The following is a 23,862-nucleotide window of genomic DNA, read 5'->3' as shown; positions in this document are numbered from 1 at the left end:
ATGAACCGCGATCCTCACCGCCACGATCTGGGGGAATTCCTCAAGGCGCGCCGTGCCGAGCTCGACCCGGCCGCCGTCGGCCTGCCCGACGGCGGCCCGCGGCGCGTCGCGGGTCTGCGCCGTGAGGAGGTCGCCGTACTGGCGGCCATCAGCACCGACTACTACGTCCGCCTCGAACAGGGCCGTATCCAGCCGTCGCCGTCGGTGCTGGAGTCCCTGGCCCGGGTGCTGCGCCTGGACGAGGATCAGCGCGCCTACCTGTACGAGCTCGCGGCCAAGGACGAATTCCGCCCGCCCCGCCGGCAGCCGCGCCTCAAGGCGCAGCCGCAGTTGCAGCGCATGCTCGACGACATGGCGCACACCCCCGCGTTCGTGATCGGTCCGCGCACCGAGATCGTCGCCTGGAACGCCATGGGCGCCGCCCTGATCACCGACTTCGGCAAGATCCCGGAGAAGCAGCGGTACTACATCAGGCTGCTCATCACGGACCCCGCGATGCGCGAGCTGTACGCGGACTGGGAGGGCGTCACCCGGCTGGCGATCGCCCAGATGCGGATGCACAACGCCAACAACCCCGGGGATACGCAGCTCGCCACCCTGGTGGGCGAGCTCTCGGTCCGGGACGAGCAGTTCCGCCAGTGGTGGGGCGCCCACCACGTCGCCGTCCGGGACACCGGGACCAAGCACCTGCGCCACCCCGTCGTCGGCGACCTGCACCTCGACTGGAACGCCGTCACCTGGGCCGCCGATCCCGACCTGGCGATCATCGTCTGGACCGCCGAAACCGGCACCCCGACCCACGACAGCCTGCGCATGCTGGCCTCCTGGGCGGCGGACCCGAGCCACTCGACCAGCGACAGCTCCGCCTGACCGTCGCCCCAGGTATTCCCTCCAAAGGGGGGAGACTTTCCTCCTACGCGCCCGGCGCCTAGGAAGAGGCTCTCCCTTTTTCGTGTACGGCTCTCCTGGCACGCTCGTCATGAGGCCCACCGCGCTGCGCGTCCCCGCCCCGGTTCGGCCTTCTTCCCACCGACAGAACCGGTTTCCTCAGCGCCGAGGCGTCCGACCTGCCTGCTCATCCGCCAGGAAAGAGATCCACCTCCCCATGTCCCTGACCCAGTCCCGCCCCGGGACGCTCTCCTCGGCCGTCCCCGAACCGCGCTGGACCCCCCGCCTCTGGGCCGTCCTCGCCGTGCTGTGCCTCGTGTTGTTCCTCGACGGCCTCGACGTCTCCATGGTCGGCGTCGCCCTGCCCTCCATCGGCCACGACCTCGGCATGGCCACCGGCTCACTGCAGTGGATCATCAACGGCTACGTCCTCGGCTACGGCGGCCTGATGCTGCTCGGCGGCCGCACCGCCGACCTGCTCGGACGCCGGCGGGTGTTCCTCGCCGCGCTGGCCGTCTTCGCCGCCGCCTCGCTGCTCGGCGGGCTGGTCGACAGCGGCTCGCTGCTGATCGCCACCCGCTTCGTCAAGGGCGTGGCCGCCGCCTTCACCGCCCCCGCCGGCCTGTCGATCCTCACCACGACGTTCCCGGAGGGCCCGCAGCGCAACCGGGCGCTGTCGGTCTTCAGCCTCTTCGGCGCCCTGGGCTACTCCTCGGGCCTGATCCTGGGCGGTCTGCTCACCGGGTTCGGCTGGCGTTGGACCTTCCTCATGCCGGTCCCGCTCGCCCTGCTCGCGCTGGTCGTCGGCCTGATCCTGATCCCGCGCGAGGGCCGCGCCGAGACCGGCGGCCAGGACCCGGCCGGCGCGGTTACCCTCACCGCGGGCATGCTGCTCGCCGTCTACGCCGTGGTCACCGCCCCACAGACGGGCTGGACCTCCGCGGCGACACTCGCCGCCTTCGGCGTCGCCGCCTTGCTGCTGCTCGCCTTCGTCCTGATCGAGCGGCGGGTCCGGCACCCGTTGGTCCGCTTCGGCATCCTGCGCAAGGCCACCACGGTCCGGGCCAACCTCAGCATCGTCGCGCTGATGGGCTCCTACCTCAGCTTCCAGTTCATGATGACGCTCTTCCTCCAGGACGGGCTCGGCTGGTCGCCCCTGCGCATGGCCTTCGCGCTGCTGCCGGTCGGCCTGATCGTCGCCGTCGGCTCGCCCCTCACCGGACGGCTCGTCAACCGCTTCGGCACCGCACCGCTCATCATCACCTCGATGACCTCGCTGACCCTCGGCTACGTCTGGTTCCTGGCCACGGCCGGCTCCTCACCCGACTACCTCACCGCCATGCTCCCGTCCCTGCTGCTCCTCGGCGGCGGCTTCGCATTCGGCTACAGCGCCATCATGGCCCAGGCCACCGAAGGCATCGACGACTCCGAACAGGGCCTCGCCTCCGGCCTGGTGCAGACCTCCGGCCAGGTCGGCGCCGCCCTCGTTCTCGCCGTACTCACCGCAGTGATCGCCCAAGCCGGCGACAGCGGCGGCGACTTCACCGCCTACCGGCCCGGCCTGAACCTGGTCACCGGCGTAGCCGCGATCGGGTTGCTCCTGAACCTGGTCCCCGCGCTGCGTCTGCGGCGGCGCTGAGCCCCGACAGACGGAAAGCCGACCCGAGGTCAGCCCCGGGTCGGCTTTCCGTGACCGGCGCTCACGCCAGGTTCTTGGCGAAGAACTCCTCCATGTCCCTGCCTCTCCTGCGGTTGTTCGTCAGCGGACGTGGGAGTCGAACCAGTCGACAGCGACCTCGGGGTGCTCGCTGAAGTAGTTGTAGCCGTCGAAGCGGCGGGTGCTGCCGTGGATCCAGTGCATCTGCTTGTCCTCGACGGGGATGGCGTCGTGGACGGCCTGCACGGCTTCAGGGGTGGTCATGACGTCGTCGTGCTCCTGCGCCACCAGCGTGGGCACGGTGATGGCGGAGGCGTACTTGGCAGGCGACTGCTCTGCAAGACGGAATCCGGTGCGCTCCAGCACGGCCTGGTCGAGCCGGTCGTAACCGCCTTTGAAACCAAGGGCCTTGGAGAACTGTTCGCCGATGGAACGGCCCTCCAACGGCTGGAGCATCACCAGTGCCTGGATCTCGGCGAATTCCTCGGGGTGCTTGGCCCAGGCCACGGCAGTGGAGTTGGCGCCCAGGCACACCGACAGCAGGGCCTTCTTCATGTTCTTGGTGTCGGGGCGTGCCGCGGCGTAGCGGAGGGCTCCGATGACGTCGCGGTACTCGGTGAGGCCGATCGTGCAGATGCCGCCGTTGCCGTACCCGCTCATGCCGTGGTTGCGCAGGTCGTAGGCGAGGACGTTGTAGCCGGCGTCGTGCAGTGCCTTGTAGGAGGGGAGGAAGTTGACCTCGAAGCCGCCGAAGCGGTCCCAGCCGGGCAGGTGTCCGGGATAGCCGTAGCGGTTGCCGGGGGAGAAGTGGTTGTGGGTGATCAGCCGGTCCGAGTCGGCCGGGATGAACCACCCCTCGAGAGGCACGCCGTCCATCGACGGGAACGTCACGTCCTCGTAGGCCAGGCCCAGTTCGGAGGGCCGGCGCAGCAGAGGCGCGCGCCGGCCGTCGGTGGTGCCTTCCGTCCACTGCCCGACGAATCCGTTGAATGCCAGCTCGGCCATGTCGAGTTCGGTCATGGTGCGCTCCTGATTTCCCGGCAAGGGTGGTGCGGATACGCCTGCGTTCCTCATGGCTGTGCCCTTGTCGGGCCGCAGTGCGGCGCCCCGACAAGGGCACAGGGAGTGTGGTGGAGAATCCGGGGTCAGATCGTCGCGGTGTCGATCACGAACCGGTACCGGACGTCGCTCGCCAGCACCCGCTCGTACGCCTCGTTGATCTCGGACGCGGCGATGACTTCGATCTCGGCGCCGAAGCCGTGCTCGGCACAGAAGTCCAGCATCTCCTGGGTCTCGGCGATGCCGCCGATGGCGGAGCCGGCGATCGACCTGCGGCCCATGATCAGGGGAAAGACGTTGACGGTGATCGGCTCCTCGGGGGCGCCGACGTTGACCAGGGCTCCGTCGATCTTCAGCAGGTTCACGTAGCCGCTGAAGTCCAGCGGAGCCGAGACCGTCGAGACGATCAGGTCGAAGGTGCCGGCCAGGTCCTCGAAGGTCTTAGGGTCGCTGGTGGCGTAGTAGTGGTCCGCGCCCAGGTTCAGGCCGTCGTCCTTCTTGCGCAGCGACTGCGAGAGGACGGTGACCTCGGCGCCCAGCGCGTGCGCGATCTTGACGCCCATGTGGCCGAGGCCGCCCAGACCGACGATCGCGACCTTCTTGCCGGGACCGGCGCCCCAGTGCTTGAGCGGGGAGTACAGGGTGATGCCCGCGCACAGCAGCGGGGCGGCCACGTCGAGGGCGAGGCCGTCGGGGATGCGGACGGCGTAATTCTCGTCGACCACGATCTTCTCGGAGTAGCCGCCGTAGGTGGGCCGGCCGTCCTTGTCGAGGTAGTTGTACGTCTGGATCATGCCGCTGCCGGTGCAGTACTGCTCCAGTCCGGCCTCGCAGTGCTCGCACTCGCGGCAGGAGTCGACGAAGCAGCCGACGCCCACCCGGTCGCCGACCTGGTACTTCGTGACACCGGGGCCGACCTCGGAGACGACACCGGCGATCTCGTGACCGGGGACCATCGGGAAGATGGCGGTACCCCAGCCCTCCTGGACCTGGTGGATGTCGGAGTGACAGATGCCGGCGAACTTGATGTCGATCAGCACGTCGAATTCGCCGACCGGGCGCCGCTCGATGGTGGTGCGCTCCAGCGGAGCCTTGGCGGCGGGCGCGGCGTAAGCAGCAACGGTGGTCATGAGGGGGGTCTCCTAGCAGTGCTCTCGTGCCCGGCTGCCTTCGGACCGGGCACGGTGACGAGCCTGCCTCGCCGCCGGGAAATGACCCAGGGCAGGAATGTGCCTACGTTCGCGGTTCCTACGACTGTCAGAGTCAGGCTCTTGCCCGGCGGCGCGCGAAATGTGCCATGTCCTCAAGAATCATGCGCTCAAGAATTCGGTTCGCTCACCGCCTCCTCATCATGGGGAAGACCACGAGAAGGCAAAGGGGGGATAAAAGTCTCCCTGTCGCGAGTGTGGCCGGTGATGCAAGACTTCCGGCGTGACCGGCCGCCGCTGCCAAGGTGCGCGCGGTTGCCCTTTCCCCGCGGCGGCGTTGATCCCGCGCCTGCTGCCCCGCTGTTGTTCACGACTGTCCCGTCCGTGATGCGAAGGCGTGCGTATGTCTGCTGACCTCTCTGAATCCGCTGTTCCACCCTCGACCGAATCGGGTGAGTCCTCCTCGGGACCCAGCCGGCGTACCGTCATCGCCACTGGTGTCGTGGTGGGCGGTGCCGTGGTGGCCGGAGGGACGTTCCTCGCCGGCTCCGAGGAGGCCACCGCCGCGGAAGCAGCGCGCTCCAGCCGGGTGTCCCTGACGGTCAACGGCACCCGCCGTACCGTGACGGTGGACAACCGCACCTCGCTGCTGGACCTGCTGCGCGAGCACCTCGACCTGACCGGCTCCAAGAAGGGCTGCAACGCCGGGGCCTGCGGGGCGTGCACGGTGCTGGTCGACGGACAGCGGGTCAACTCCTGCCTGACGCTGGCCGTGCGGCTGGAGGGCGCCGAGGTCACCACGATCGAGGGCCTGGCCAAGGGCGACGAACTGCACCCGCTGCAGCAGGCGTTCATCGACGAGGACGCCTACCAATGCGGTTACTGCACTCCAGGGCAGATCCTCTCCGGCGTCGGCTGCATCCAGGAGGGCCACACCGGTTCGCCGGAGGAGATCCGGGAGTGGATGAGCGGCAACATCTGCCGCTGCGGCTGCTACGTCAAGATCGTGCGCGCGGTCGAACAGACCGCGGGCCGGAAGTGAGGAGCGGCCACCATGCATCCCTTCTCCTACACCCGCGTCTCCGACACCCGTGAAGCGCTCAAGGCCGGTCGCGCAGGCGGTCGTTACATCGCCGGGGGGACCACGCTGGTCGACCTGATGCGGGAGACCGTCGAGCGCCCCGAGGCGCTGGTCGACATCTCCGGCCTGCCGCTCCGCGAAGTCACCGTCACCGAGCGCGGCGGCTTGCGCATCGGAGCGCTGGTGCGGATGGCCGAGGCCGCCGCGCACCCCAAGGTACGCACGCTGTATCCCGTCATTTCCCAGGCCCTGGAACTGAGCGCGTCCGCCCAGCTGCGGAACATGGCCACCATCGGTGGCAACATCATGCAGCGCACCCGGTGCACCTACTTCCGTGATGTGACCGCCGCCTGCAACAAGCGTGAGCCCGGCTCCGGTTGTGCGGCGCGGGAGGGCTTCAACCGGATGCACGCGATCCTCGGCACCTCCGACGCCTGCGTGGCCACCCACCCTTCCGACGTGGCCGTCGCCTTCGCTGCCCTGGAGGCAACGGTGCATCTCCTCGGCGCGGAGGGCGTGCGCACCCTGCCGTTCGCCGACTTCCTGCTACGGCCCGGCACGACCCCGAACCGTGAACAAGCTCTCAGAAAAGGCGAGTTGATCACGGCTGTGGAGATCCCAGCGCTTCCGCGTCCGCTCAAGTCCGGATACCTGAAGGTGCGCGACCGGCAGTCCTACGAGTTCGCCCTGACCTCGGCGGCGGTCGCGTTGCACGTCCGGCGCGGGGTCATCCAGGAGGCGAAGGTCGCCGCCGGTGGCGTGGGGACCGTGCCGTGGAAACTGCCCGCCGTCGAGCGGCACCTCGTCGGTGAGCGTCCCTCGGAGTCCCTGTGGACGTCCGCTGCCGCGAAGGCGGCGGACGGCGCCCGTCCCCTTCAGCACAACGGCTTCAAGGTCGAGCTGCTGAAACGGACCGTCGCACGCCAGCTGCGCATCGTAGGAGGTACGAAGTGAGCCCCCAGCCACAGGCAGCCGTGGGCGCGCCATTGTCCCGCGTGGACGGCCGCCTCAAGGTCACCGGAAAGGCGCTGTACGCCGCCGAACACGACCTCGAAGGTGTGGTGCATGCCGTCATCGTCGACGCGAGCATCGGACGCGGCCGTATCACCTCGATCGACACCGGTGACGCCGAGAAACAAACCGGTGTGCTGCGGGTGATCCATCACAGCAACGCGCCGACGCTGCCGTACCGCGACAACGCCGGATCCAACAACCCGCCCGGCCGCAGGCTCAGGGTCTTCCAGGACGATCGAGTGCTCTTCCACGGCCAGCCGGTCGCGGTCGTGGTGGCGAGCACGTTGGAGGCCGCGCAGCACGGGGCGAGCCTGGTGAAGGTCCGCTACGACGCCGAGCGGCCCTCGACCGACCTGCACGAGGCCGAGCCGGGCGCGCCGACGGACTACGCGCGCGGCGACGCGGAAGCCGGCCTGCGTTCCTCAGCCGTACGGCTGGACCTGACGTACGAGCTGGCCCGCAACCACCACAACCCGATGGAGCCGCACGCCACCATCGCCCGCTGGGACGGCGACAAGCTGACCGTCTGGGACAAGACCCAGTGGGTGATGGGCACACACGACGAGCTCGCCGCCGTGTTCGACCTGCCCGCGGACTCGGTGCGCGTGATCTCGCCGTTCGTCGGCGGCGGTTTCGGCAGCGGACTGCGCTGCTGGCCGCACACGGTCGTCGCCGCGCTGGCCGCGCGGGTGGCGCGACGCCCGGTCAAACTGGTGCTCAGCCGCAGGCAGATGTACTTCAGCACCGGCTTCAGGCCGTCATACGAGTACCGGCTGCGGCTCGGCAGCGACCGGCGAGGCCGGCTGAACGCCGCGATCCACGACATCGACGCCGAGACCTCGTCGTACGAGACGTTCTTCGAGGCCGTCATGCCGGCAGGCCAGATGCTCTACAGCATGCCCAACGTCCGTCAGGCGTACCGGCGGGTGCCCCTCGACGTGAACACCCCTATCTGGATGCGCGGCCCCGGCTTCGCCTCGGCCTCATTCGTGATCGAGTCCGCGATGGACGAACTCGCACACGAACTCGACCTCGACCCGATCGAGTTGCGCCGGCGCAACGAGCCGAGCGAGGACGAGTCGACGAACGAGCCGTTCTCCACCCGACGGCTCAGTGAGTGCTACACGGTCGGCGCGCGTGAGTTCGGCTGGGACCGCCGTAACCCGAGGCCGCGCTCGACGCGGGACGGGGACTGGCTGGTCGGCCTGGGCATGGCCGCAGGTGTGTACGACCCGGGGCGGTATCCCGCGCAGGCGCGGGCCCGTCTGGACGCCGACGGCACCGCGGTGGTCGAAGCGGCCACCAGTGACATGGGGCCCGGCACCTACACCTCCCAGACCCAAGTGGCCGCGGACGCACTCGGGTTGACGATGCGCACGGTGACCTTCCGGCTGGGGGACTCCCTGTATCCGCCGACCTCGCCGCACGGCGGCTCGGCGACCATGGCCAGCGTCGGCTCGGCCGTCGTCGACGCCTGCAACAAGGTGCGGCAGCAGGCGATCCGGCTGGCCGTCGAGGACCGGGAGTCGCCGCTGTACGGCGTGAACGCGGACGACGTGGTGGTGCGGAACGGCCGACTGCACGTGCAGGCCAGCCCGGCGCGCGGGGAGACGTACAAGAGTCTGCTGGCCCGCAACGACCGCTCCCACCTGGAATCGAACGGCTCCTACGACGGGCCGGGCAGCGACCGGTCTGCCTACTTCGCCTACAACGCCACCTTCGCCGAGGTCGCCGTGGACGCGAACCTGGGTCTGGTGCGGGTGCGGCGGATGCTCGGCGTGTACGACGCGGGGCGGATCATCAGCCCCAAGCTGGCCGAGAGCCAGGCGTTCGGCGGCATCGTGGGCGGCATCGGCACGGCCCTGCTGGAGCACACGGTCACCGACCACCGGGACGGTCGGATCGTGAATGCCAGCCTGGCCGACTACCTCGTGCCCGTGAACGCCGACGTGCCCGAGATCAAGGCGATCTACCTGGACGGCGAGGACAACGCCGGCAACCTGCTGGGCGTCAAGGGACTCGGCGAGGTCGTCCAAGTGGGTGTGGCGGCCGCGATCGGCAACGCGGTCTTCAACGCCACCGGCCGACGGATCCGCCAACTACCCATCACCGCCGAGGCGTTGCTCTGACGACACCGCCTCCATGGGCGGGTCCGGCAGCCGAACTCCCCGTACGGCTGCCGGACCTCCCCGGGCCGCCGCCGCGCATGCGCCCCCGTGGACGCGGCGGCGGCCCTATCCACCTTCTGCGACAGCGACGTCTGTTCTGGAGCCCCCCATGCTGAACATCGCGGACACACTGCACCGCTGGTGCCGCGAGGAACGCCCCTTCGCCCTGGCCACGGTCGTCGACGTCACCGGCAGCGCACCCCTGCCCATCGGTACGTCGGTGGCGGTGCACGAGGACGGCAAGGTCATCGGCAGCATCTCCGGCGGCTGCGTCGAGGGCGCGGTGTACGAGCTGTGCCGGCAGGTGCTGGATGAGCAAGATGCGCCCCGGCGGGCCTGGTTCGGCTACTCCGACAACGACGCCTTTGCCGTGGGCCTGACCTGTGGCGGCGAGCTCGACGTCCTTGTCCAGCGCATCGACCCCGCCGCCCAGCCGCATCTCGGCGCGGCGCTCGCCGAGGCGGTCGAGGGTCGGCCTGCTGCCGTGGCACAGGTCGTGGACGGGCCCGAGGGATTGCTCGGCACCACTTTGAGCGTGCTCGGCGACAGTTGGATCGCCGACAGCACGCTCGGCGACGGGCCGACCGGGCGGGCGGTGGCGGACCGGGCCACCGCCCAACTGCGTACCGGACGCACCGCACTCCTCACCCTCGGCGGAGACGCCGACACCTGCCCCGAGAAGCTCTCCGTCCTCGTCCACGCGGCCGCCACCCGCCCCCGCATGCTGATCTTCGGCGCGATCGACTTCGCCGCCGCCCTCGCCCAGGCCGGCCGGTTCCTCGGCTACCACGTCACCGTGTGCGACGCCCGCCCCGTCTTCGCCACCGAAGCCCGCTTCCCGCACGCCGACGAGGTGGTCGTCGACTGGCCCCACCGCTACCTGGCCCAGACGGCCGTGGACGCCCGTACCGCCGTCTGCGTGCTGACCCACGACGCCAAGTTCGACATCCCCCTGCTCCAGCTCGCCCTCGATCTGCCCGTCGGCTACGTCGGCGCCATGGGCTCCCGCCGCACCCACGATGAACGTCTGCGCCGCCTGCGTGACGTCGGGGTCACTGATGGACAGTTGGATCGGCTGCACTCCCCGATCGGCCTCGACCTCGGTGCCCGCACCCCCGAGGAGACGGCCATCTCCATCACCGCCGAGATCATCGCCCACGCAAACCAGAGCACCGGCCTGCCTCTGGCAGGGGTCACCGGTCCGATCCACCGCGTTTCCGGTGCAGCTTCAGACAGTCATGCGGTGTGCGATCTTCTGTGAAACTCCTTTGACGGCGTGAGCGGAGCAGGAAGCACGGGGGCCTTGAGTGAGGTGCGGCGAGCGGGCGGCGGCATCGACCGGGTTGCGGCACGGCGAGGACGTCACCCTGGCTGACGAATCCGTGGCCCATCACCGTCGTTCGCTGCCGCTGGTTCATGCCGTCGCAGGGAAGAGGCGCTGGACGGCGGCGACGATGGCTGCCCGGCGGGCCGCCATGAAGGCGTCGCGTTCCTCGCCGAGGGGACCGAGGTTGTTCTGGGCCGCCCACGACAGAGCCAGCTGACTGACGAACACGAAGATGTCCTCCGCCTCCCACGCGGGATCGAGGTGGCCGGCCTCCTGCGCCTTGCGTACCAGCTCGATCTTGCGGCGCAGGGACTCCTGCACCGGGTCGTCGGAGGGAGCCTCCCCGGCCGGCAGCTCCAGCTGGCCCCACATCATCAGCCGGTGGCGTTCGGGATGACGGATGGCGTGGTCATGCATGCGGCCGGCGTAGCCCGGAAGGTCGGTGGGATCCAGGGGCACCGCTTCGGCCATGGCCGCGAGCTCCCGGCCGGCGACGAACCGGTAGAGCGCCTCCTTGCTGCGGAAGTACGCATAGACGCGTTCCTTGCTGGTGCGCGCCGCCTTTGCGATCCGCTCGACCCGCGCTCCCGCGATGCCATGACGGGCGAATTCGGCGGTGGCCGCGGAAATGATGCGGTCACTGGTGGCGTCGGTGACGCTGCTGCGGGAGGCCATGAGGCTCAGCTTACCCAACCGAACCGTTCGGTTTGGCGGCGGTGGCCGACGGCTGTATAGTCAAACCGAACCGTTTGGTTTGACTTATGGGAGTAGACCATGCAGCAGCGCAATCTGGGCCGCCAGGGCCTGACCGTCTCCGAGATCGGCTACGGCGCGATGGGCACCGCAGTCGGCTACGGCCCCTCGGACGACACTGGGTCGATCGCCGCGATCCGCCGCGCTCACGAGCTCGGCGTTACCCACTTCGACACCGCGGAGATGTACGGCTGGGGAGAGGGCGAGAAGCTGCTCGGCCACGCTCTGGCCCCCATCCGCGACGAGGTGACGATCGCGACGAAGTTCGGCCTCACGCCGACCTTCGCTCCGAACTCGAAGCCGGAGCACATCCGGGAGGTCGTCGAGAACAGCCTCCGCAACCTGAACATCGACGTGATCGACGTGCTCTACCAGCACGGCCCCGACCCGAGCGTCCCGATCGAGGACGTGGTCGGTGTGATGAAGGAGTTCGTCGACGCTGGCAAGGTCAAGTACCTCGGCCTGTCCAACACCGACACCGACGCCATCCGCCGCGCCCACGCCGTGCACCCGATCTCGGTCCTGCAGCACGAGTACTCGATCTTCGCCCACGACTCCGAGCGGTTCTTCCCCGTACTGGAGGAGCTCGGCATCGGGCTGGTCGCCTACTCCCCGCTCGCCCGCGGTTTCCTCAGCGGCGCGGTCAAGCCCCGTGAGCACTACGACGCGAGCGACTTCCGCCAGATGATTCCCTGGTGGGCCCCGGAGAACTTCGACCAGAATCTCTCCATCGCCAGCGAGCTCATTAAGCTCGCGGAGAGCAAGGGCGTCACCCTGTCCCAGCTCGCACTGGCCTGGCTGCTCGCGAAGAAGGACTACATCGTCCCGATCCCCGGCTCGCGCAACCCCGAGCGCGTCGCGCAGAACATCGCCGCCGCCGACCTCAGGCTGACCGCCGACGACCTCGCCCGCATCGACGAGATCGCGCCGGACGGCGGCATCGGCGGACGAGGTATGTAAACCCGCACCCGCACACCGGAGCCCGGCTGACCGCTGCGGGCAGGTAATCCGCACACGGCATGGGCCCAGCCCCTCTCGAGAGGACTGCGACGGCTTCGTTGCCCGGCAGGGCACATCCCGCCTGCTGTCTGCTGTTCGACAGGCGTGGTTCCCGTGGTCAGGCGACAGGAGGAGAGGCCGGCAGGTTCTGGTCGGCGGCCCAGGAGGCGAGGATGCGCAGTCGCTCGTGGGTGGGGGAGCCGGGTGCGGCCGTCCAGACGGTGAGGTGCTGGTCGGGGTCGGTGTTGGCGGTCAGGGTGTCCCAGTCCAGGACGAGTTCGTCGACCACCGGGTGGTTGAGGGTCTTCGTGCCCACGGTGCGGGCGGCGACGCGGTGGTCGCCCCACCACTGCGCGAACTGCTTGTCGCGTAGGGACAGTTCACCGACCAGCTCGATGAGGCGGGGGTCCTCGGGATACTGCGCGGCTTCCATCCGCAGCTGTGCCACGGCGAGCCGCGCGGAGGTCTGCCAGTCGGCGTACAGGGTGCGCATGGCCGGATCCGTGAAGATGATCCGCGGGTAGTTGCGGTGCTTCTCCGGGATCCGGGAGAAGTCGGTGACCAGCGCGGCCGCCAGCGCGTTCCAGGCCAGGATGTCCCCGCGCCGGCCCTGCACGATGGCCGGGGTGGCGGTGAGATCGTCCAGTACGCGCTGCAACTGCGGCTGGACCTTCTGCCGCCCCCGGCTGCGGGTGCGTGTGGTGATCTTGCCGGCGAGCTGGAAGAGATAGCCGCGTTCGTCGTCGTCGAGACGGAGCACCCGGGCGAGCGTGTCCAGCACGGGCGCGGACGCCTGCATACGGCCCTGTTCGAGACGTGTGTAGTAGTCGGTGCTGATGCTGGCGAGCTGGGCGACCTCTTCGCGGCGCAGCCCGGCGACCCGGCGCGGGCCGCCGTTGTCGGGCAGGCCGACAGTGCGCGGGCTCAGCTCGGCACGGCGCTTCTTGAGGAATTCTCCCAGCTCGTTGAGGGGGACATTGCCGGTCATGCCGGTCAGCATGACACCGAGCGCACCTGAGGAAGGAGGGAGAGTTTTCACCCAGGATGTATCCCTCCCCGGATGTCTTTCTCCGCTTTTCGCTCTCGCCTCGGCGTGTGAGGCTCGACATAGAACAGCTTGCGCGGTGATCCCGAGCGCCGTGCCGGCAAGGTCCTCCCAAGCCTGAGCGAAGCCCCTCCACCCGCAAGGACTCACCATGACGACCTTCGCCCTCGTCGGCGCCGGCCCCGGACTCGGGCTCGCCACCGCACGCCGATTCGGAGGCGTCGGACACGCCGTCGCCCTCATCTCCCGCAGTGCCGAGAAGCTGGACGCACTGACCGCCGAACTGGCCCGCGACGGCATCCAGGCGGGGGGCTTCACCGCCGACGTCCTCGACACCGAGTCACTGGACGCGGCCTTGTACGCGGCGGCAGCCGCCCTGGGTCCCATCGAGATCCTGCGGTACAGCCCCGTGCCCCGCGCCGACTTCATGAAGCCCGTCCTCGGGGCGACCGCCGACGACCTCGACGCACCCCTCGCCTTCTCCGTCAGGGGGCCGGTCACCGCGGTGAACGCCGTCCTGCCCGGCATGCGCCGACTCGGCCGCGGCACCCTGCTGTTCGTCAACGGCGGCAGCGCCGTACGCCCCCACCCGGACCGGGCCGGCACCTCGATCGCCTTCGCCGCCGAGAGCGCCTACGCGCGTATGCTCCACGACGCCCTCGCCGCGGAGAACATCCACGCCGCCCAGTTGATCATCCCGGGAGCCATCCGCCCCGACGCCGAGCACAGCAGCCCTGAGGTGCTGGCCGGCCGCCTGTACGACATCCACCTCAAGCGCGACGGCTTCCGCCACTACGCCGAGCCCCTGCCCGACTGATGCCCCTGGAGGATGCCGTGAGCCCGACCACCTGTTCCAGCCTTGCCCGCGCCGTCCCGACCGCCATACTGCTTGCAGTGACCGCCTGTACCGACGAGGCGCCCCCGTCCCCGTCTTCCCCGTCCTCGCCCTCCGCCTCCGCGTCACAGCGAACGCCGACGGCCACGGCACCAGCCTCACCGTCCGATGACAAGGGCACCGCCATGAACATCCGGGTCACCATCGAGGGCCACCGGGTCGACGCCACCCTGAACGACAGCGCCACGGCCCGCGACTTCGCCGCCCTGCTCCCGCTCGCGCTGAACCTGAGCGACTTCCACGAGACCGAGAAGATCGCTGACCTGCCCCGTCGGCTGTTCACCTCCGGCGCCCCGGACGCCGCCGAAGCCAAGCCCGGCGACCTGACGTACTACGCCCCCTGGGGCAACCTGGCCCTCTTCTACCGGGGCAGCGGCTCCAGCGACGCCGGCCTGATCATCCTCGGCAGCGTGCACGGCGACACCGAACGCCTCGCCACCGCCACCAAGGTCACCATCGAAACCGCCTCCTGACCCGGCTCACTCTCAACGGGAGAGAGACACGTGAACCCCGTCTACGACTTCACCGGCCAGGTCGCCCTCGTCACCGGCGCAGGCTCCGGCATGGGCCTGGCGACCGCCCGCGCCTTCGCCGAGGCCGGAGCCGCCGTCGCCCTCACCGACATCGACGAAGCCGCCCTGAACGCAGCCGTCAAGGAACTCACCGACTACGGCCACCGAGCACTCGCCCTCACCTGCGACGTCAGCGACGAGGACCAGGTGGCGGCTGCGGTCGACCGCACTGTCGAGACCTTCGGCCGTCTCGACATGGCCTACAACAACGCCGGCATCCAGATCCCGCCCAGCGACGCCGCCGACGAACCCGCCGAACGCTTCGACCGCGTCAACGCCATCAACCTCCGCGGTGTGTGGGCCTGTATGAAGCACGAGCTGCGGCATATGCGCGCCCAGGGCAGCGGCGCCATCGTCAACTGCTCCTCGCTCGGCGGCCTGGTCGGTCTCCCCGGCCGCGCCTCCTACCACGCCTCCAAACACGGCGTGATCGGCCTGACGACCAGTGCGGCCCTGGAGTACGCCCCGCGCGGCATCCGTATCAACGCCGTCTGCCCCGGCACCATCGATACCCCGATGGTCAGCGACATGATCGCCAAAGGGGAGCTGGATCGAGCCGAGGCCGAGGCCAACCAGCCCATCAATCGCCTCGGTACGGCCGATGAGATCGCCCAGGCGGTCCTGTGGCTGTGCAGTCCCGGCGCCGGCTTCGTGGTCGGTGTGGCGCTTCCTGTCGACGGCGGCTATGTCGCCCGATAGCAGCGTGGGAGCCGCCGTCACGCAACCGACGACGGCTCCCACGGCGGCATCAGACATCAGTAGACGGTAGAGCGGTCGAGGGGTGGAGGCTGACCAGTGCGGCAGTGCCCGGGTCGCAGGCGTTCCGTGCGGGGCGAACGAGGCGACGCCATCTTCGCGGACTGGGCCCGTGCCGTCGGGAGGTCGAAACCGATGGACAGGGCCCGCCGCCGCACCGTGTGGCGGCGGGCGTCTTCCACTACCGCCGCTGTCGCCCTGATGGCCCCGCGCCGCATGGTCACCACGTCATCCTCTCCGGACAAGCGGAGGAGGCCTGGCGGGACTGTTGTCGCCTTCAACATGCGCAGCGCCTTATCCGACCTTGGTGACCCAGAGTCTGGGGTCGGGGCACCGCCCCTCTCGGCAGAGCCCCCCCGCGCCGCCACTCGAAGGCGGCTGATGGCCGCCATGACGGGGAGTGCCTCCGGCCGCACACGACGCATTGACCTGTTGTCATGGGGCGCGAGCGTGCGTCCGCAGTGAGCGGGATCGGGCTGGTACAGGGTGTCTGTGCGTGGCGGCCTGTTCCGCCCGAGGAGGGGGGATGGACTGAAGGCCATGACGCTCGTTTGACGCTCTGGGCGTCCGTACGCAGGACGATGAGCCGAGAAACCGGCTGTGACCTGGGTCTTTCTGGGATCTGTTCGGGCCGACATCTTTCCGATGACGTCGCACGTGGAGTGCGTGGCGATTCTGGAGCCCGCAGCAAAGGGCCTCTGACCTGACCGAACAGCGTGATGTCCGCGAGATCGAGCTGGTCCAGCCAGGCACCGGTCCAGGCGACGTGAGACTCGTAGGTGTACGCCGCCGGGTCGACCGGCTTGTCCGAGCGGCCGAAACCGATCAGGCCGGGAACCAGGACGCGTCGGTCGGCTGCCACCAGGCCGGGAATCATCTTGCGGTAGAGATAACCCCACGTGGGCTCACTGTGAGCGAGGACCACCACCGGGCCGTCGGGCGGCCCCTCGTCGACGTAGTGCATGTCGATCGAGGCGGCTGGCCGGAGGGGGCAAGGGCGACCTCGTCGGCCTTCCAGGCTCTGCCGCCTCGCGGTAGTGCCGGCAACACCTACCGGGGTCTCCGGACTGTCACGCCACCGCGTTCAGCAGGTCGGCCAGGACGTCGGGCTTTTCCAGGGCGATGAAGTGGCCCGCTCCCGGCACCTGCGTGAAATCGGCGGCCGGCAGCAGTTCCCTGTTGGCTTCCCGGTCCGACCGCCGGGACCAGTCCTTCTCCCCGTAGACGAGGTGGATGGGTGCCTTGACCTCGGGGTAGCGCGAGCGGGCCGCGATGAGGCTGGGCAGGTTCTGGTACACGCCCCGGGCGACGGTCGGGTAGCCGGGGCGGCCGCCCACCCGGAGGAGCTCGTCCACATAGTCCTCCCGTAGAGCGGTCTTGTCGCCCAGGCCACCCTGCAGAATCCTGCGGAGGGCGGCCCTGGGTTCTACCCCGGCAATGACCGGGCCCACCCCCGGAGTGAGAACACCACTGATCACCACACGGGCGAGGAGGCCGGACCGGGCGATTCCGCCGCGGAAGTCGTAGGCATTCACCGCGACGACGCGCCGTACCCGCTCCGGCAGGTCGGCCGCGGCGGTCAGGGCGAGCACCGCCCCCATGGACTCCCCGGCCAACGTCACGTCACGGAGGTCGAGTTCGGTGAGGAGCCGTTCGACGCCGGCGCGCATCGCCAGCTCCTCGTACGACGCGCCGGGCACGATCTCGGAGTAGCCCATCCCCGGCAGATCAAGAGCGTACACGGTGTACTGGTCCGCGATCAGTGGGATGAGGTGGCGGAAGTGCTCGGCCTGTGTGCGCACGGTGTGCAGCAGGACCAGAGGGGCACCGGTACCCGCCTTGAGGTAGCGCAGGGTTCCCTCGCGGCCGTGGCGTCCTGCGCGCGGGGCGATGGTGTAGCTGTCGGTTCCGGGAAGGTGAAGCGTGGGACGTGGCTCTTGGGCGGGCATCTCGCCGACTCCTTGGGTGTGAACTGCGGATGGGTGACTCATAGTTCGGCCAGCAGTAACGGTGTGACGCCGATGGCACTCGGCTGGTGGCCACTGCTTCGGTGACTGCCGCCACGAGAGAAACCGATCGGTTTCCATTAAGGTAAACCGATCGGTTTCCATGCGCAAGCTCCAGGCGGGACGACCACCGAGCGCGTGACACCGTCGCGGTCCGGTGTCGTCATTCATGACCACGACCGGCCGCAGCCGCTTGCGCCCCGCTTCAGTGTGGCGTTCCGTACCCGTGAATCCCCGGGACGGTGAGTTCTCCGCCTGTCTGTCCGGTCTGGTCGATGTCGGCGTCGTTCAGGCTGAGTTGGAGCGTGGGACCGAGTTGCCCGATCGTGTCGTAGAGCCACTCCGGCACGGTGTCGGGGGTGAGGTGCAGGCGGAGGAGGGGCGGTGTGGGGATGTTTTCGACGCTGGAGAGGGTGCCCGTCAGGCTTTCGACATACATCGTGATGTCGTCGCCCCGGAGGGTGGATGTGGAGCCGGGCGCTGCGTCGATGTGCTGGATCTGCGGGCCGATGGGTACCGACATCTTCAGATCACGGATCCTGACCGCCGTTGCGGAGAACTTGAGCACCCGCTTGGGTCCGGCGGCCGTATCCACCGTCACCACGCCGTGGAAGACGAGGTCGTGCAGTTCGAGCCAGCTCCCCTTCATCTTCCATGGCTCGGCGGAGAATCGTCCCGCCCGCTTGTCCTCGGGGGCCTTGAGATCGCTGATGTCGCAGGTGCGAGCTGTTCCCCGGGCGGACTCCGGCCGGGGTGAGGGCTCGGCGGTCCGATGGCCGGGGGCAGGGGATGCGTGTGCCGTGGGAAACCGTGGGTCGGACGATGCTGTGGCCTTGGGTGTCCGAGTAGCCGGGCTCGGCGAGGGATTCCCGTGGGGTGACGGACTCTGTTGCTGAGTGCTGTCGTGGAGGAGGCCGCCCAGGACGTCCGCAAGGCCGGTGGTGGCGGAGGGCGTGCTCGGTGAGGGGGTGGGGACGGTGGTCGGTGCCGGAGCAGGCCCCATAGTGGACCGGACGGTTGAGCGTGAGGGAGCGCATGAGGATTTCAGAGCTCAGTAGCCGGTCCGGGGTGCCGGTGGCGACCATCAAGTACTACCGGCGGGAAGGGCTGCTCCCCGAGGGGCGCGCGCTGAACCCGACGGCGGTCGAGTACGGCGAGGAACACGTCCGGCGGCCCCGTCTGATCCGCTCCCTCGTCCAGCTCGGCGGGCTGTCCGTCGCCCGCACCCGCGAAGTGCTCGATGCCGTCGACCGTCCGCTGGGTGCGTTCGAGACCCTGGGTGTCGTCCACCATGCACTGCCCGTCCCCTCCGTGGACGGGAACGGGAAGAGCGGCAAGGGTCACGCCGGGCCGGATACCGATCGTGACGAGGCGGCGCCGGGCGAAGGAGCCGCCGCGAGGGTCGAGGCCCTCATCGAGAGCATGGGCTGGCAGATCTCCGACGAGTCGCCGCACCGACCGGCGCTCGCCGCAAGTCTCGCGGCGCTGAGGCGCGTTGGCGCCGACTACACCGCCGACGACCTCCTCCCTTACGCACGGCTCGCCACATCGACCGCGGACCTGGATTTCGCGCAGCTCGACGGAATCGAAGACCGCATCGCCCTCGCAGAGCGGGCGGTGGTTCTCACCGTGCTGTTCGAGCCGGTGGTCCGGCTTCTGCGGCGACTGGCCCAGGAGGACGCGAACCACCGTCGCCATCACCGCCGTGCGTGCAGTCGGAGCGGGCCGCCGGCGGGGTGACCGAGGCGCGGGCAGGCCGGTGCCGGTACCCCGCTCGCCGTATCCTCGCGCCTCGCGGCAGCCCGGTGCCGACCGGGCCCTTCGCGAGTGTGATCGGCCGAGCTGCGCGTCGTATCCACGTCTGCCCCGTTGCGGCACCGGACGGGGGGCGGGTTGGTGGGTGGCCCCGCTTGGCTGGCCTTGCGTGTGAAAACTGATCGACCGTGAGTTCATGAGCGTTCACCGACTGGGCGCAGACCGTGGCCGACAGCCAGGACGCCGCCGACTACCGCTCTAGGGTCACCGATTCCGAGAGCGCCTCCATGTGGCAGAGCATGATCTCTCTGCCCGGCTACAAGTCCGGCTACTGCGTGGCCGTCTGCCCCGCCGGCGAGGACGTCCTGGGCGAGTACCTGGACATCTTCGAGTTTGAATATGGAAACCGATCGGTTTACGATGAGTGTGAAACCGACCGGTTTCCTGTGTCGGTGATGGTCTGAACGTCATCCGGGAGCCGTCGCCGGCGGCAGACGGTCAGGAGCGCACCGTCCTCGGTCGGCCGTGTGTGCCGGTGGTTTCCGAGGGGCGCCGGCCTGCGATGGCACTGTCCGGTCTCCTCTCGATATGGCTGTGCTGTCGAGACCGGAGTAAGTCATGAGTGGGATTCATCCCTTCCGCGTACTGCGTGCCAAACCTCTGTGGATCACCAATGGCGTCATCACGGGCCTTCTCGCGCTGCTGTTCACTGTGTTCTACGTCGGCGCCAACATCGATCCGGTCGACCACATGAAGAAGCTGCCCGTCGGGCTGGTCAACGCCGACAACGGAGCCGGCGCCGGTGGCAAGCAGGTCAATCTGGGGGTGCAGATCACCGAGTCGATCAAGAAGTCCACCGCGAGCGGGGACGAGATCGACTGGAAGGTGATGGGCGAGAAGAAGGTGAAGGAGGAACTCGGAGAGGGCAAGCTGTACGGCGCCCTCGTCGTCCCCGCTGGCTTCACGGCCTCCACCTTTGCGCTGACCGGCACCGCGACCACCGGGACCCCGGCCCGCCCGACCCTGACGGTGCTGACCAATCAGTCCGCCGGCAGCCTGGGCTCCAGCCTGGCCCGGTCGGCGACGACGCGGGCGGCCGAGAGTGCCTCGCTCCAGGTGGGCAAGGAACTCGCCGCACGAACCGGGCAGGCGAAGCTGCCCGCCGCGGCGCGCGTCCTGCTGGCCGACCCGGCCGCCGTCACGGTCGAGGACGGCCATCCCCTCGCCCCGCGCAGCGGCCTGGGGCTGACGGCGTTCTACTACGCGCTCGTCCTGGTGGTCTGCGGCATGCTCTCCGCCAACGTCATCAGCGGGCAGGTGGACCATGCCCTCGGTTACACCCACAACGACATGGGCCCGCTGCGCCGGCACCGCCCGCTGATCCGGGCGACCCGGGTGCAGACCCTCGCCATCGGCAGCACCCTCATGGTCGGCCTGTCCCTGCTGATGGGCACCCTGGTCGCCGTGGGCGCGGTCGGCATCATGGGGATGGCCGCCTCACACCTGCCGCTGCTGTGGCTGTACTCGGTGTGCGCCATCGCGGTCTCCGGGATCGGCGCGCTCGCCCTCCTTGCGGCCTTCGGCACCCCCGGCATGCTGGTGGTCACGCTCGTCTTCATCGGTATGGCGGTGCCGACGGCCGGCGCCACCACCCCCATCGAAGCGCTGCCCGGCTTCTACCGCTTCCTGGCGGAGTTCGAGCCCCTGCGGCAGATCACCGGCGGCGTCCGCTCGATCCTGTACTACGACGCCCAGGCCGACGCCGGTCTGGGCCGGGGTTGGGTGATGATGGCCGCCGGCCTCGCGGCGGCCGCACTGTTCGGCTTCGGTGTGACGGGCTGGTACGACCGCAGGGGGCTGCACCGCATCCCCGCCGAGGCGAGGCCCGAGAAGACCGCCGCCCTGGCGTAGCGACGCCACGGCCCACCCCGGACGGGGCCACGGTGCGGAGTGGCCCCGGTGTGCGTCACCCTGCGGGACGGCAGGCGCGCACACCATCAGGGCTCGGCGACGGTACCTTTCCCCCGGGGGCCGTCGCCGAGCCTCTGTGCGGCCTTCAGGTGTCCGCTCCGTCGCGTGGGCAGCACCAGTCGTCCCGGTCAACCGCGTAAACCGATCGGTTTATATTTCGCCCGAATCGAGTTAACCTCACACTATGAGCACCGAAGTGAAGGCAAGTCCCCGAGAGCGGCTCCTGGAGGCGGCGGCCACACTCACCTACCGAGACGGCGTCGGCATCGGCATCGAGGCGCTGTGCAAGGCGGCGGGGGTGTCGAAGCGCTCCATGTACCAGCTGTTCGAGAGCAAGGACGAACTGCTGGCGGCGAGCCTGGAGCAACGCGCTTCCGCCTTCGTGGCGACACTGCTGCCCGCGGCGGACGACGGCCGCTCACCCCGCGAGCGGATCCTGCACGTCTTCGAACAGGTGGAACTACAGGCGGGTGCGCCCGAGTTCCGAGGTTGCCAGTACCTGGCCGTCCAGATCGAACTCAAGGACCAGAGCCACCCCGCGAGCCGGGTGGCCCACCGGGTCAAGGGAAACCTGACGGCCTTCTTCCGGGCCGAGGCCGAACAGGGCGGAGCGAGCGATCCGGACCTGCTGGCCCGACAGCTCAGCCTGGTCTTCGACGGCGCCAGCGCCCGCGCGGGGATCGGAGCCGACAACCTCACCGGGCTCATCGCCCCCACGGTGGCCACCCTGCTCGATGCGGCAGGCGTGCGCTGACGCACCACCTTTTCGAGCAGGCCCGGCGACCGATGCGCTCTCAGGGCTGACGCCTGTCTCCGGCAGTCGGAGCAGCTCCGACGGATCACGGCTTTGCTTTCCGGCAGTCGGGGGGAAGCCCGATGGCCGTAAGGGTGTTGATCAGCATGCCGTGCGCGAGGAAGGCCGTGGCCTCGTCGGTGTCTGCGCCCAGCGGCAGGCGCACGGTTTCCCAGAGCTTCATCCAGCCGACCCGGACGAGGTCGCCGATCTGGTCATCGCCCTGCGCCTCGGCGGCTGCCACGAGGGCGTATCCCTGCATCTGTATCAGCAGCGTTTCCGGGTGCGCGGAGATCAGTCGCGCGTAGGCGTTCGCCATGGCGCGGAGGGCCTGCTCGCCGCCCTCCACCCCTTCGGCTGCGCGCTCGAAAGCCAGCCGGGTGTCTTCCATGCTCCGCGTCAAGGCGGCGACGAATATCGCCCGCTTGCCCGGAAAGAGCCGGAAGAGGTACGGCTGCGTGACACCGGCGCGCTTGGCGATCACCTCGGTGGAGGTGCCGTAGTAACCCCTGAGGGCGAACTCGGCGATGGCTGCACGGATGACGCTCTGACGTCTCTCCTGCGCGCTGATCCTGCCCATGCCGCCATTCCTGCCTGGTGCCGGTCGGGTGGCTTCCTGGACTTGCAGTTGGAAACCGATCGGTTTACGGTAGCAGAAACCGATCGGTTTCTAGTGAGTCCGGGAGTCCATGATGAGCACGCATCGGCCGGTGGCACTCGTGACGGGTGCTTCATCCGGCATCGGGAAGGCAGCCGCGCTCGCGCTGGTCGAAGCGGGGTTCGACGTGGTCGGCACAAGTCGTGACACCTCCCGCGTCACCGCCCTCGACGTCGTGAACTTCCTTGACCTCGACGTGACCAGCGACGCGTCGGCCACCGCCGTGGTCCAGCGGGTGGTCGACCGGTTCGGGCGGATCGATGTCCTGGTCAACAACGCCGGCGTGGGCTTGATGGGGGCGGCCGAGGAGAACTCCGTCGCGCAGGCCCAGGTCGTCTTCGACGTCAACGTCTTCGGCGTGATGCGCATGGTGCAGGCGGTCCTGCCGCACATGCGCGACCGTGGACGCGGACGCATCATCAACCTCTCCTCCGTAGTCGGCTTCCTTCCTTCGCCGTACATGGCCGTCTACGCCGCGTCCAAGCACGCGATCGAGGGGTACTCCGAGTCCCTGGACCATGAGATCCGCGGGCACGGCGTACGGGCGCTTCTCGTCGAACCCGCCTACACCAGCACCGGATTCGAGGCCAACAGCCCGCGGCCCGACACGCCCCTGCAGGTGTACGCGGACCAGCGGCGCGCCTTCGACCGCATGATGGAAACAGCGATCAAGGACGGCGACGACCCCGCCGTCGTCGCCAAGGTGATCGTCGCGGCAGCGACCGACTCGAAGCCGAAGCTGCGCTACACCGCCGGTCCCCTGGCCGGACGCGCCAGCACACTGCGCCGCATCGCCCCTGCCGGGGTCTTCGACAAGCAGATCCGCAAGCTCAACCGGCTGGCCGGCTGACGCCTGCCCGCACCCAGTACACCCGCGAGAAAGAGACGTACAGGGAGCGGCACATGGCGCAGATCGAGATCGACTTCGATGTTCCGGCGCAGATGCGTGACGGCGTGGTGCCGCGTGCGGACGTCTACCGGCCCAGCGGCAGCGGACCGTGGCCGGTGCTGCTCAGTCGGCTGCCGTAGGGCAAGCACACGCCCATGATGGCCATGATGCTCGATCCCCTGGCGGCGGCCAGGCGCGGCTTCATGGTCGTCATCCAGGACACCCGCGGCCGGTTCGCCTCCGAGGGGGAGTGGGAGCCGTTCACCTACGAGGGGAGCGACGGCTACGACACCGTACGGTGGGCCGCTGCCCTCCCCGGCTCCAACGGCTCGGTCGGCATGATCGGTGGCAGCTAGTGGCTCGTCACGCAGCCTTGGCCTGGTAATCGATCCGTTGCTCGTCGGCCAGCAGACTGTCTCCAAGACCTG

The 23,862-nt window shown here is 69.2% G+C and carries 24 protein-coding genes and 1 pseudogene; 17 read left to right on the top strand and 8 right to left on the bottom strand.

Annotated features, from left to right (window positions below):
- Entirely contained in the window at nucleotides 1-870 is an 870-nt protein-coding gene (locus O1G22_RS10865) for a helix-turn-helix transcriptional regulator (protein ID WP_270081174.1), read from the top strand.
- A gap of 235 nt (nucleotides 871-1,105) precedes the next feature.
- Nucleotides 1,106-2,527 (top strand): MFS transporter, encoded by a 1,422-nt coding sequence (locus tag O1G22_RS10860; protein ID WP_270081173.1) that lies wholly within the window; start codon nucleotides 1,106-1,108, stop codon nucleotides 2,525-2,527.
- Between the two features lie 120 nt (nucleotides 2,528-2,647).
- Here O1G22_RS10860 and O1G22_RS10855 read toward each other — a convergent pair whose 3' ends face one another.
- Nucleotides 2,648-3,565 (bottom strand): alpha/beta hydrolase family protein, encoded by a 918-nt coding sequence (locus O1G22_RS10855; protein ID WP_270081172.1) that lies wholly within the window; start codon nucleotides 3,563-3,565, stop codon nucleotides 2,648-2,650.
- Between the two features lie 125 nt (nucleotides 3,566-3,690).
- Nucleotides 3,691-4,734 (bottom strand): NAD(P)-dependent alcohol dehydrogenase, encoded by a 1,044-nt coding sequence (locus O1G22_RS10850; RefSeq protein WP_270081171.1) that lies wholly within the window; start codon nucleotides 4,732-4,734, stop codon nucleotides 3,691-3,693.
- A 421-nt stretch (nucleotides 4,735-5,155) separates the two neighbouring features.
- Here O1G22_RS10850 and O1G22_RS10845 point away from each other — a divergent pair, with 421 nt between their 5' ends.
- The 4 genes from O1G22_RS10845 (at nucleotide 5,156) to O1G22_RS10830 (ending at nucleotide 10,276) form a co-directional block, all read left to right on the top strand.
- Entirely contained in the window at nucleotides 5,156-5,794 is a 639-nt protein-coding gene (locus O1G22_RS10845; protein WP_270081170.1) for a (2Fe-2S)-binding protein, read from the top strand.
- A gap of 12 nt (nucleotides 5,795-5,806) precedes the next feature.
- Nucleotides 5,807-6,787 carry an FAD binding domain-containing protein gene (locus O1G22_RS10840; protein WP_270081169.1) on the top strand — a complete coding sequence of 327 codons (981 nt, stop codon included), beginning with the start codon at nucleotides 5,807-5,809 and terminating at the stop codon, nucleotides 6,785-6,787.
- Nucleotides 6,784-8,976 (top strand): xanthine dehydrogenase family protein molybdopterin-binding subunit, encoded by a 2,193-nt coding sequence (locus tag O1G22_RS10835; protein ID WP_270081168.1) that lies wholly within the window; start codon nucleotides 6,784-6,786, stop codon nucleotides 8,974-8,976. Before O1G22_RS10840 ends, O1G22_RS10835 begins: the two co-directional genes overlap by 4 nt.
- A 148-nt stretch (nucleotides 8,977-9,124) precedes the next feature.
- On the top strand, nucleotides 9,125-10,276 hold the full coding sequence (locus O1G22_RS10830) for an XdhC family protein (RefSeq protein WP_270081167.1): 1,152 nt from the start codon (nucleotides 9,125-9,127) through the stop codon (nucleotides 10,274-10,276).
- Between the two features lie 153 nt (nucleotides 10,277-10,429).
- Here O1G22_RS10830 and O1G22_RS10825 read toward each other — a convergent pair whose 3' ends face one another.
- Nucleotides 10,430-11,017, bottom strand: a complete 588-nt coding sequence (locus O1G22_RS10825; protein WP_270081166.1) for a TetR/AcrR family transcriptional regulator — start codon at nucleotides 11,015-11,017, stop codon at nucleotides 10,430-10,432.
- Between the two features lie 99 nt (nucleotides 11,018-11,116).
- Here O1G22_RS10825 and O1G22_RS10820 point away from each other — a divergent pair, with 99 nt between their 5' ends.
- Entirely contained in the window at nucleotides 11,117-12,055 is a 939-nt protein-coding gene (locus O1G22_RS10820; RefSeq protein ID WP_270081165.1) for an aldo/keto reductase, read from the top strand.
- A 157-nt stretch (nucleotides 12,056-12,212) separates the two neighbouring features.
- Here O1G22_RS10820 and O1G22_RS10815 read toward each other — a convergent pair whose 3' ends face one another.
- A complete protein-coding gene (locus O1G22_RS10815; protein ID WP_270081164.1) occupies nucleotides 12,213-13,094 on the bottom strand; it encodes a helix-turn-helix domain-containing protein in 882 nt (293 codons plus the stop codon).
- Between the two features lie 196 nt (nucleotides 13,095-13,290).
- Between O1G22_RS10815 and O1G22_RS10810 the strand changes: the two genes are divergently transcribed.
- The 3 genes from O1G22_RS10810 to O1G22_RS10800 all read left to right on the top strand — a co-directional run bounded on the left by O1G22_RS10810 (nucleotide 13,291) and on the right by O1G22_RS10800 (nucleotide 15,305).
- Nucleotides 13,291-13,956, top strand: coding sequence for an SDR family NAD(P)-dependent oxidoreductase (locus O1G22_RS10810; protein WP_270081163.1), 666 nt, complete (start codon nucleotides 13,291-13,293; stop codon nucleotides 13,954-13,956).
- Between the two features lie 203 nt (nucleotides 13,957-14,159).
- Nucleotides 14,160-14,507, top strand: a complete 348-nt coding sequence (locus O1G22_RS10805; RefSeq protein WP_270081162.1) for a cyclophilin-like fold protein — start codon at nucleotides 14,160-14,162, stop codon at nucleotides 14,505-14,507.
- Between the two features lie 30 nt (nucleotides 14,508-14,537).
- Nucleotides 14,538-15,305 (top strand): glucose 1-dehydrogenase, encoded by a 768-nt coding sequence (locus O1G22_RS10800; RefSeq protein ID WP_270081161.1) that lies wholly within the window; start codon nucleotides 14,538-14,540, stop codon nucleotides 15,303-15,305.
- A 772-nt stretch (nucleotides 15,306-16,077) separates the two neighbouring features.
- Here O1G22_RS10800 and O1G22_RS44840 read toward each other — a convergent pair.
- The 3 genes and pseudogenes from O1G22_RS44840 to O1G22_RS10790 form a co-directional block, all read right to left on the bottom strand.
- Nucleotides 16,078-16,326: pseudogene (locus O1G22_RS44840) on the bottom strand (alpha/beta fold hydrolase); the annotation flags it as partial.
- Between the two features lie 106 nt (nucleotides 16,327-16,432).
- Entirely contained in the window at nucleotides 16,433-17,311 is an 879-nt protein-coding gene (locus tag O1G22_RS10795; RefSeq protein WP_270081160.1) for an alpha/beta fold hydrolase, read from the bottom strand.
- Between the two features lie 262 nt (nucleotides 17,312-17,573).
- Entirely contained in the window at nucleotides 17,574-18,017 is a 444-nt protein-coding gene (locus O1G22_RS10790) for a hypothetical protein (protein WP_270081159.1), read from the bottom strand.
- 374 nt (nucleotides 18,018-18,391) lie between these two features.
- Between O1G22_RS10790 and O1G22_RS10785 the strand changes: the two genes are divergently transcribed.
- The 4 genes from O1G22_RS10785 (at nucleotide 18,392) to O1G22_RS10770 (ending at nucleotide 21,848) form a co-directional block, all read left to right on the top strand.
- A complete protein-coding gene (locus O1G22_RS10785) occupies nucleotides 18,392-19,108 on the top strand; it encodes a MerR family transcriptional regulator (protein ID WP_333492226.1) in 717 nt (238 codons plus the stop codon).
- A 239-nt stretch (nucleotides 19,109-19,347) separates the two neighbouring features.
- Nucleotides 19,348-19,587, top strand: a complete 240-nt coding sequence (locus tag O1G22_RS10780) for a hypothetical protein (protein ID WP_428986346.1) — start codon at nucleotides 19,348-19,350, stop codon at nucleotides 19,585-19,587.
- A gap of 154 nt (nucleotides 19,588-19,741) precedes the next feature.
- Nucleotides 19,742-21,034, top strand: coding sequence for an SNG1 family protein (locus tag O1G22_RS10775; RefSeq protein ID WP_270081158.1), 1,293 nt, complete (start codon nucleotides 19,742-19,744; stop codon nucleotides 21,032-21,034).
- A gap of 244 nt (nucleotides 21,035-21,278) precedes the next feature.
- Entirely contained in the window at nucleotides 21,279-21,848 is a 570-nt protein-coding gene (locus O1G22_RS10770; protein ID WP_270081157.1) for a TetR/AcrR family transcriptional regulator, read from the top strand.
- An 85-nt stretch (nucleotides 21,849-21,933) separates the two neighbouring features.
- Here O1G22_RS10770 and O1G22_RS10765 read toward each other — a convergent pair whose 3' ends face one another.
- Nucleotides 21,934-22,467: a TetR/AcrR family transcriptional regulator gene (locus O1G22_RS10765; RefSeq protein ID WP_270081156.1), complete on the bottom strand. Its 534-nt coding sequence runs from the start codon at nucleotides 22,465-22,467 to the stop codon at nucleotides 21,934-21,936.
- A 112-nt stretch (nucleotides 22,468-22,579) separates the two neighbouring features.
- Here O1G22_RS10765 and O1G22_RS10760 point away from each other — a divergent pair, with 112 nt between their 5' ends.
- The 3 genes from O1G22_RS10760 to O1G22_RS10750 are packed head-to-tail and all read left to right on the top strand — an operon-like array spanning nucleotide 22,580 to nucleotide 23,790.
- Entirely contained in the window at nucleotides 22,580-23,395 is an 816-nt protein-coding gene (locus O1G22_RS10760) for an oxidoreductase (RefSeq protein WP_270081155.1), read from the top strand.
- 53 nt (nucleotides 23,396-23,448) lie between these two features.
- Complete coding sequence (locus O1G22_RS10755; RefSeq protein ID WP_270081154.1) at nucleotides 23,449-23,574, top strand: hypothetical protein; 126 nt, start codon at nucleotides 23,449-23,451, stop codon at nucleotides 23,572-23,574.
- Between the two features lie 24 nt (nucleotides 23,575-23,598).
- The gene (locus tag O1G22_RS10750; RefSeq protein WP_270081153.1) at nucleotides 23,599-23,790 is read left to right on the top strand and encodes a CocE/NonD family hydrolase; all 192 of its coding nucleotides are present in this window, start codon (nucleotides 23,599-23,601) and stop codon (nucleotides 23,788-23,790) included.
- Nucleotides 23,791-23,862: the final 72 nt, after the last annotated feature.

The organism is Streptomyces camelliae (assembly GCF_027625935.1).
Classification (GTDB): Bacteria; Actinomycetota; Actinomycetes; order Streptomycetales; family Streptomycetaceae; genus Streptomyces; species Streptomyces camelliae.
Note: the sequence above shows the minus strand (reverse complement) of the source record. Positions and strands in the feature narration are given on the sequence as shown.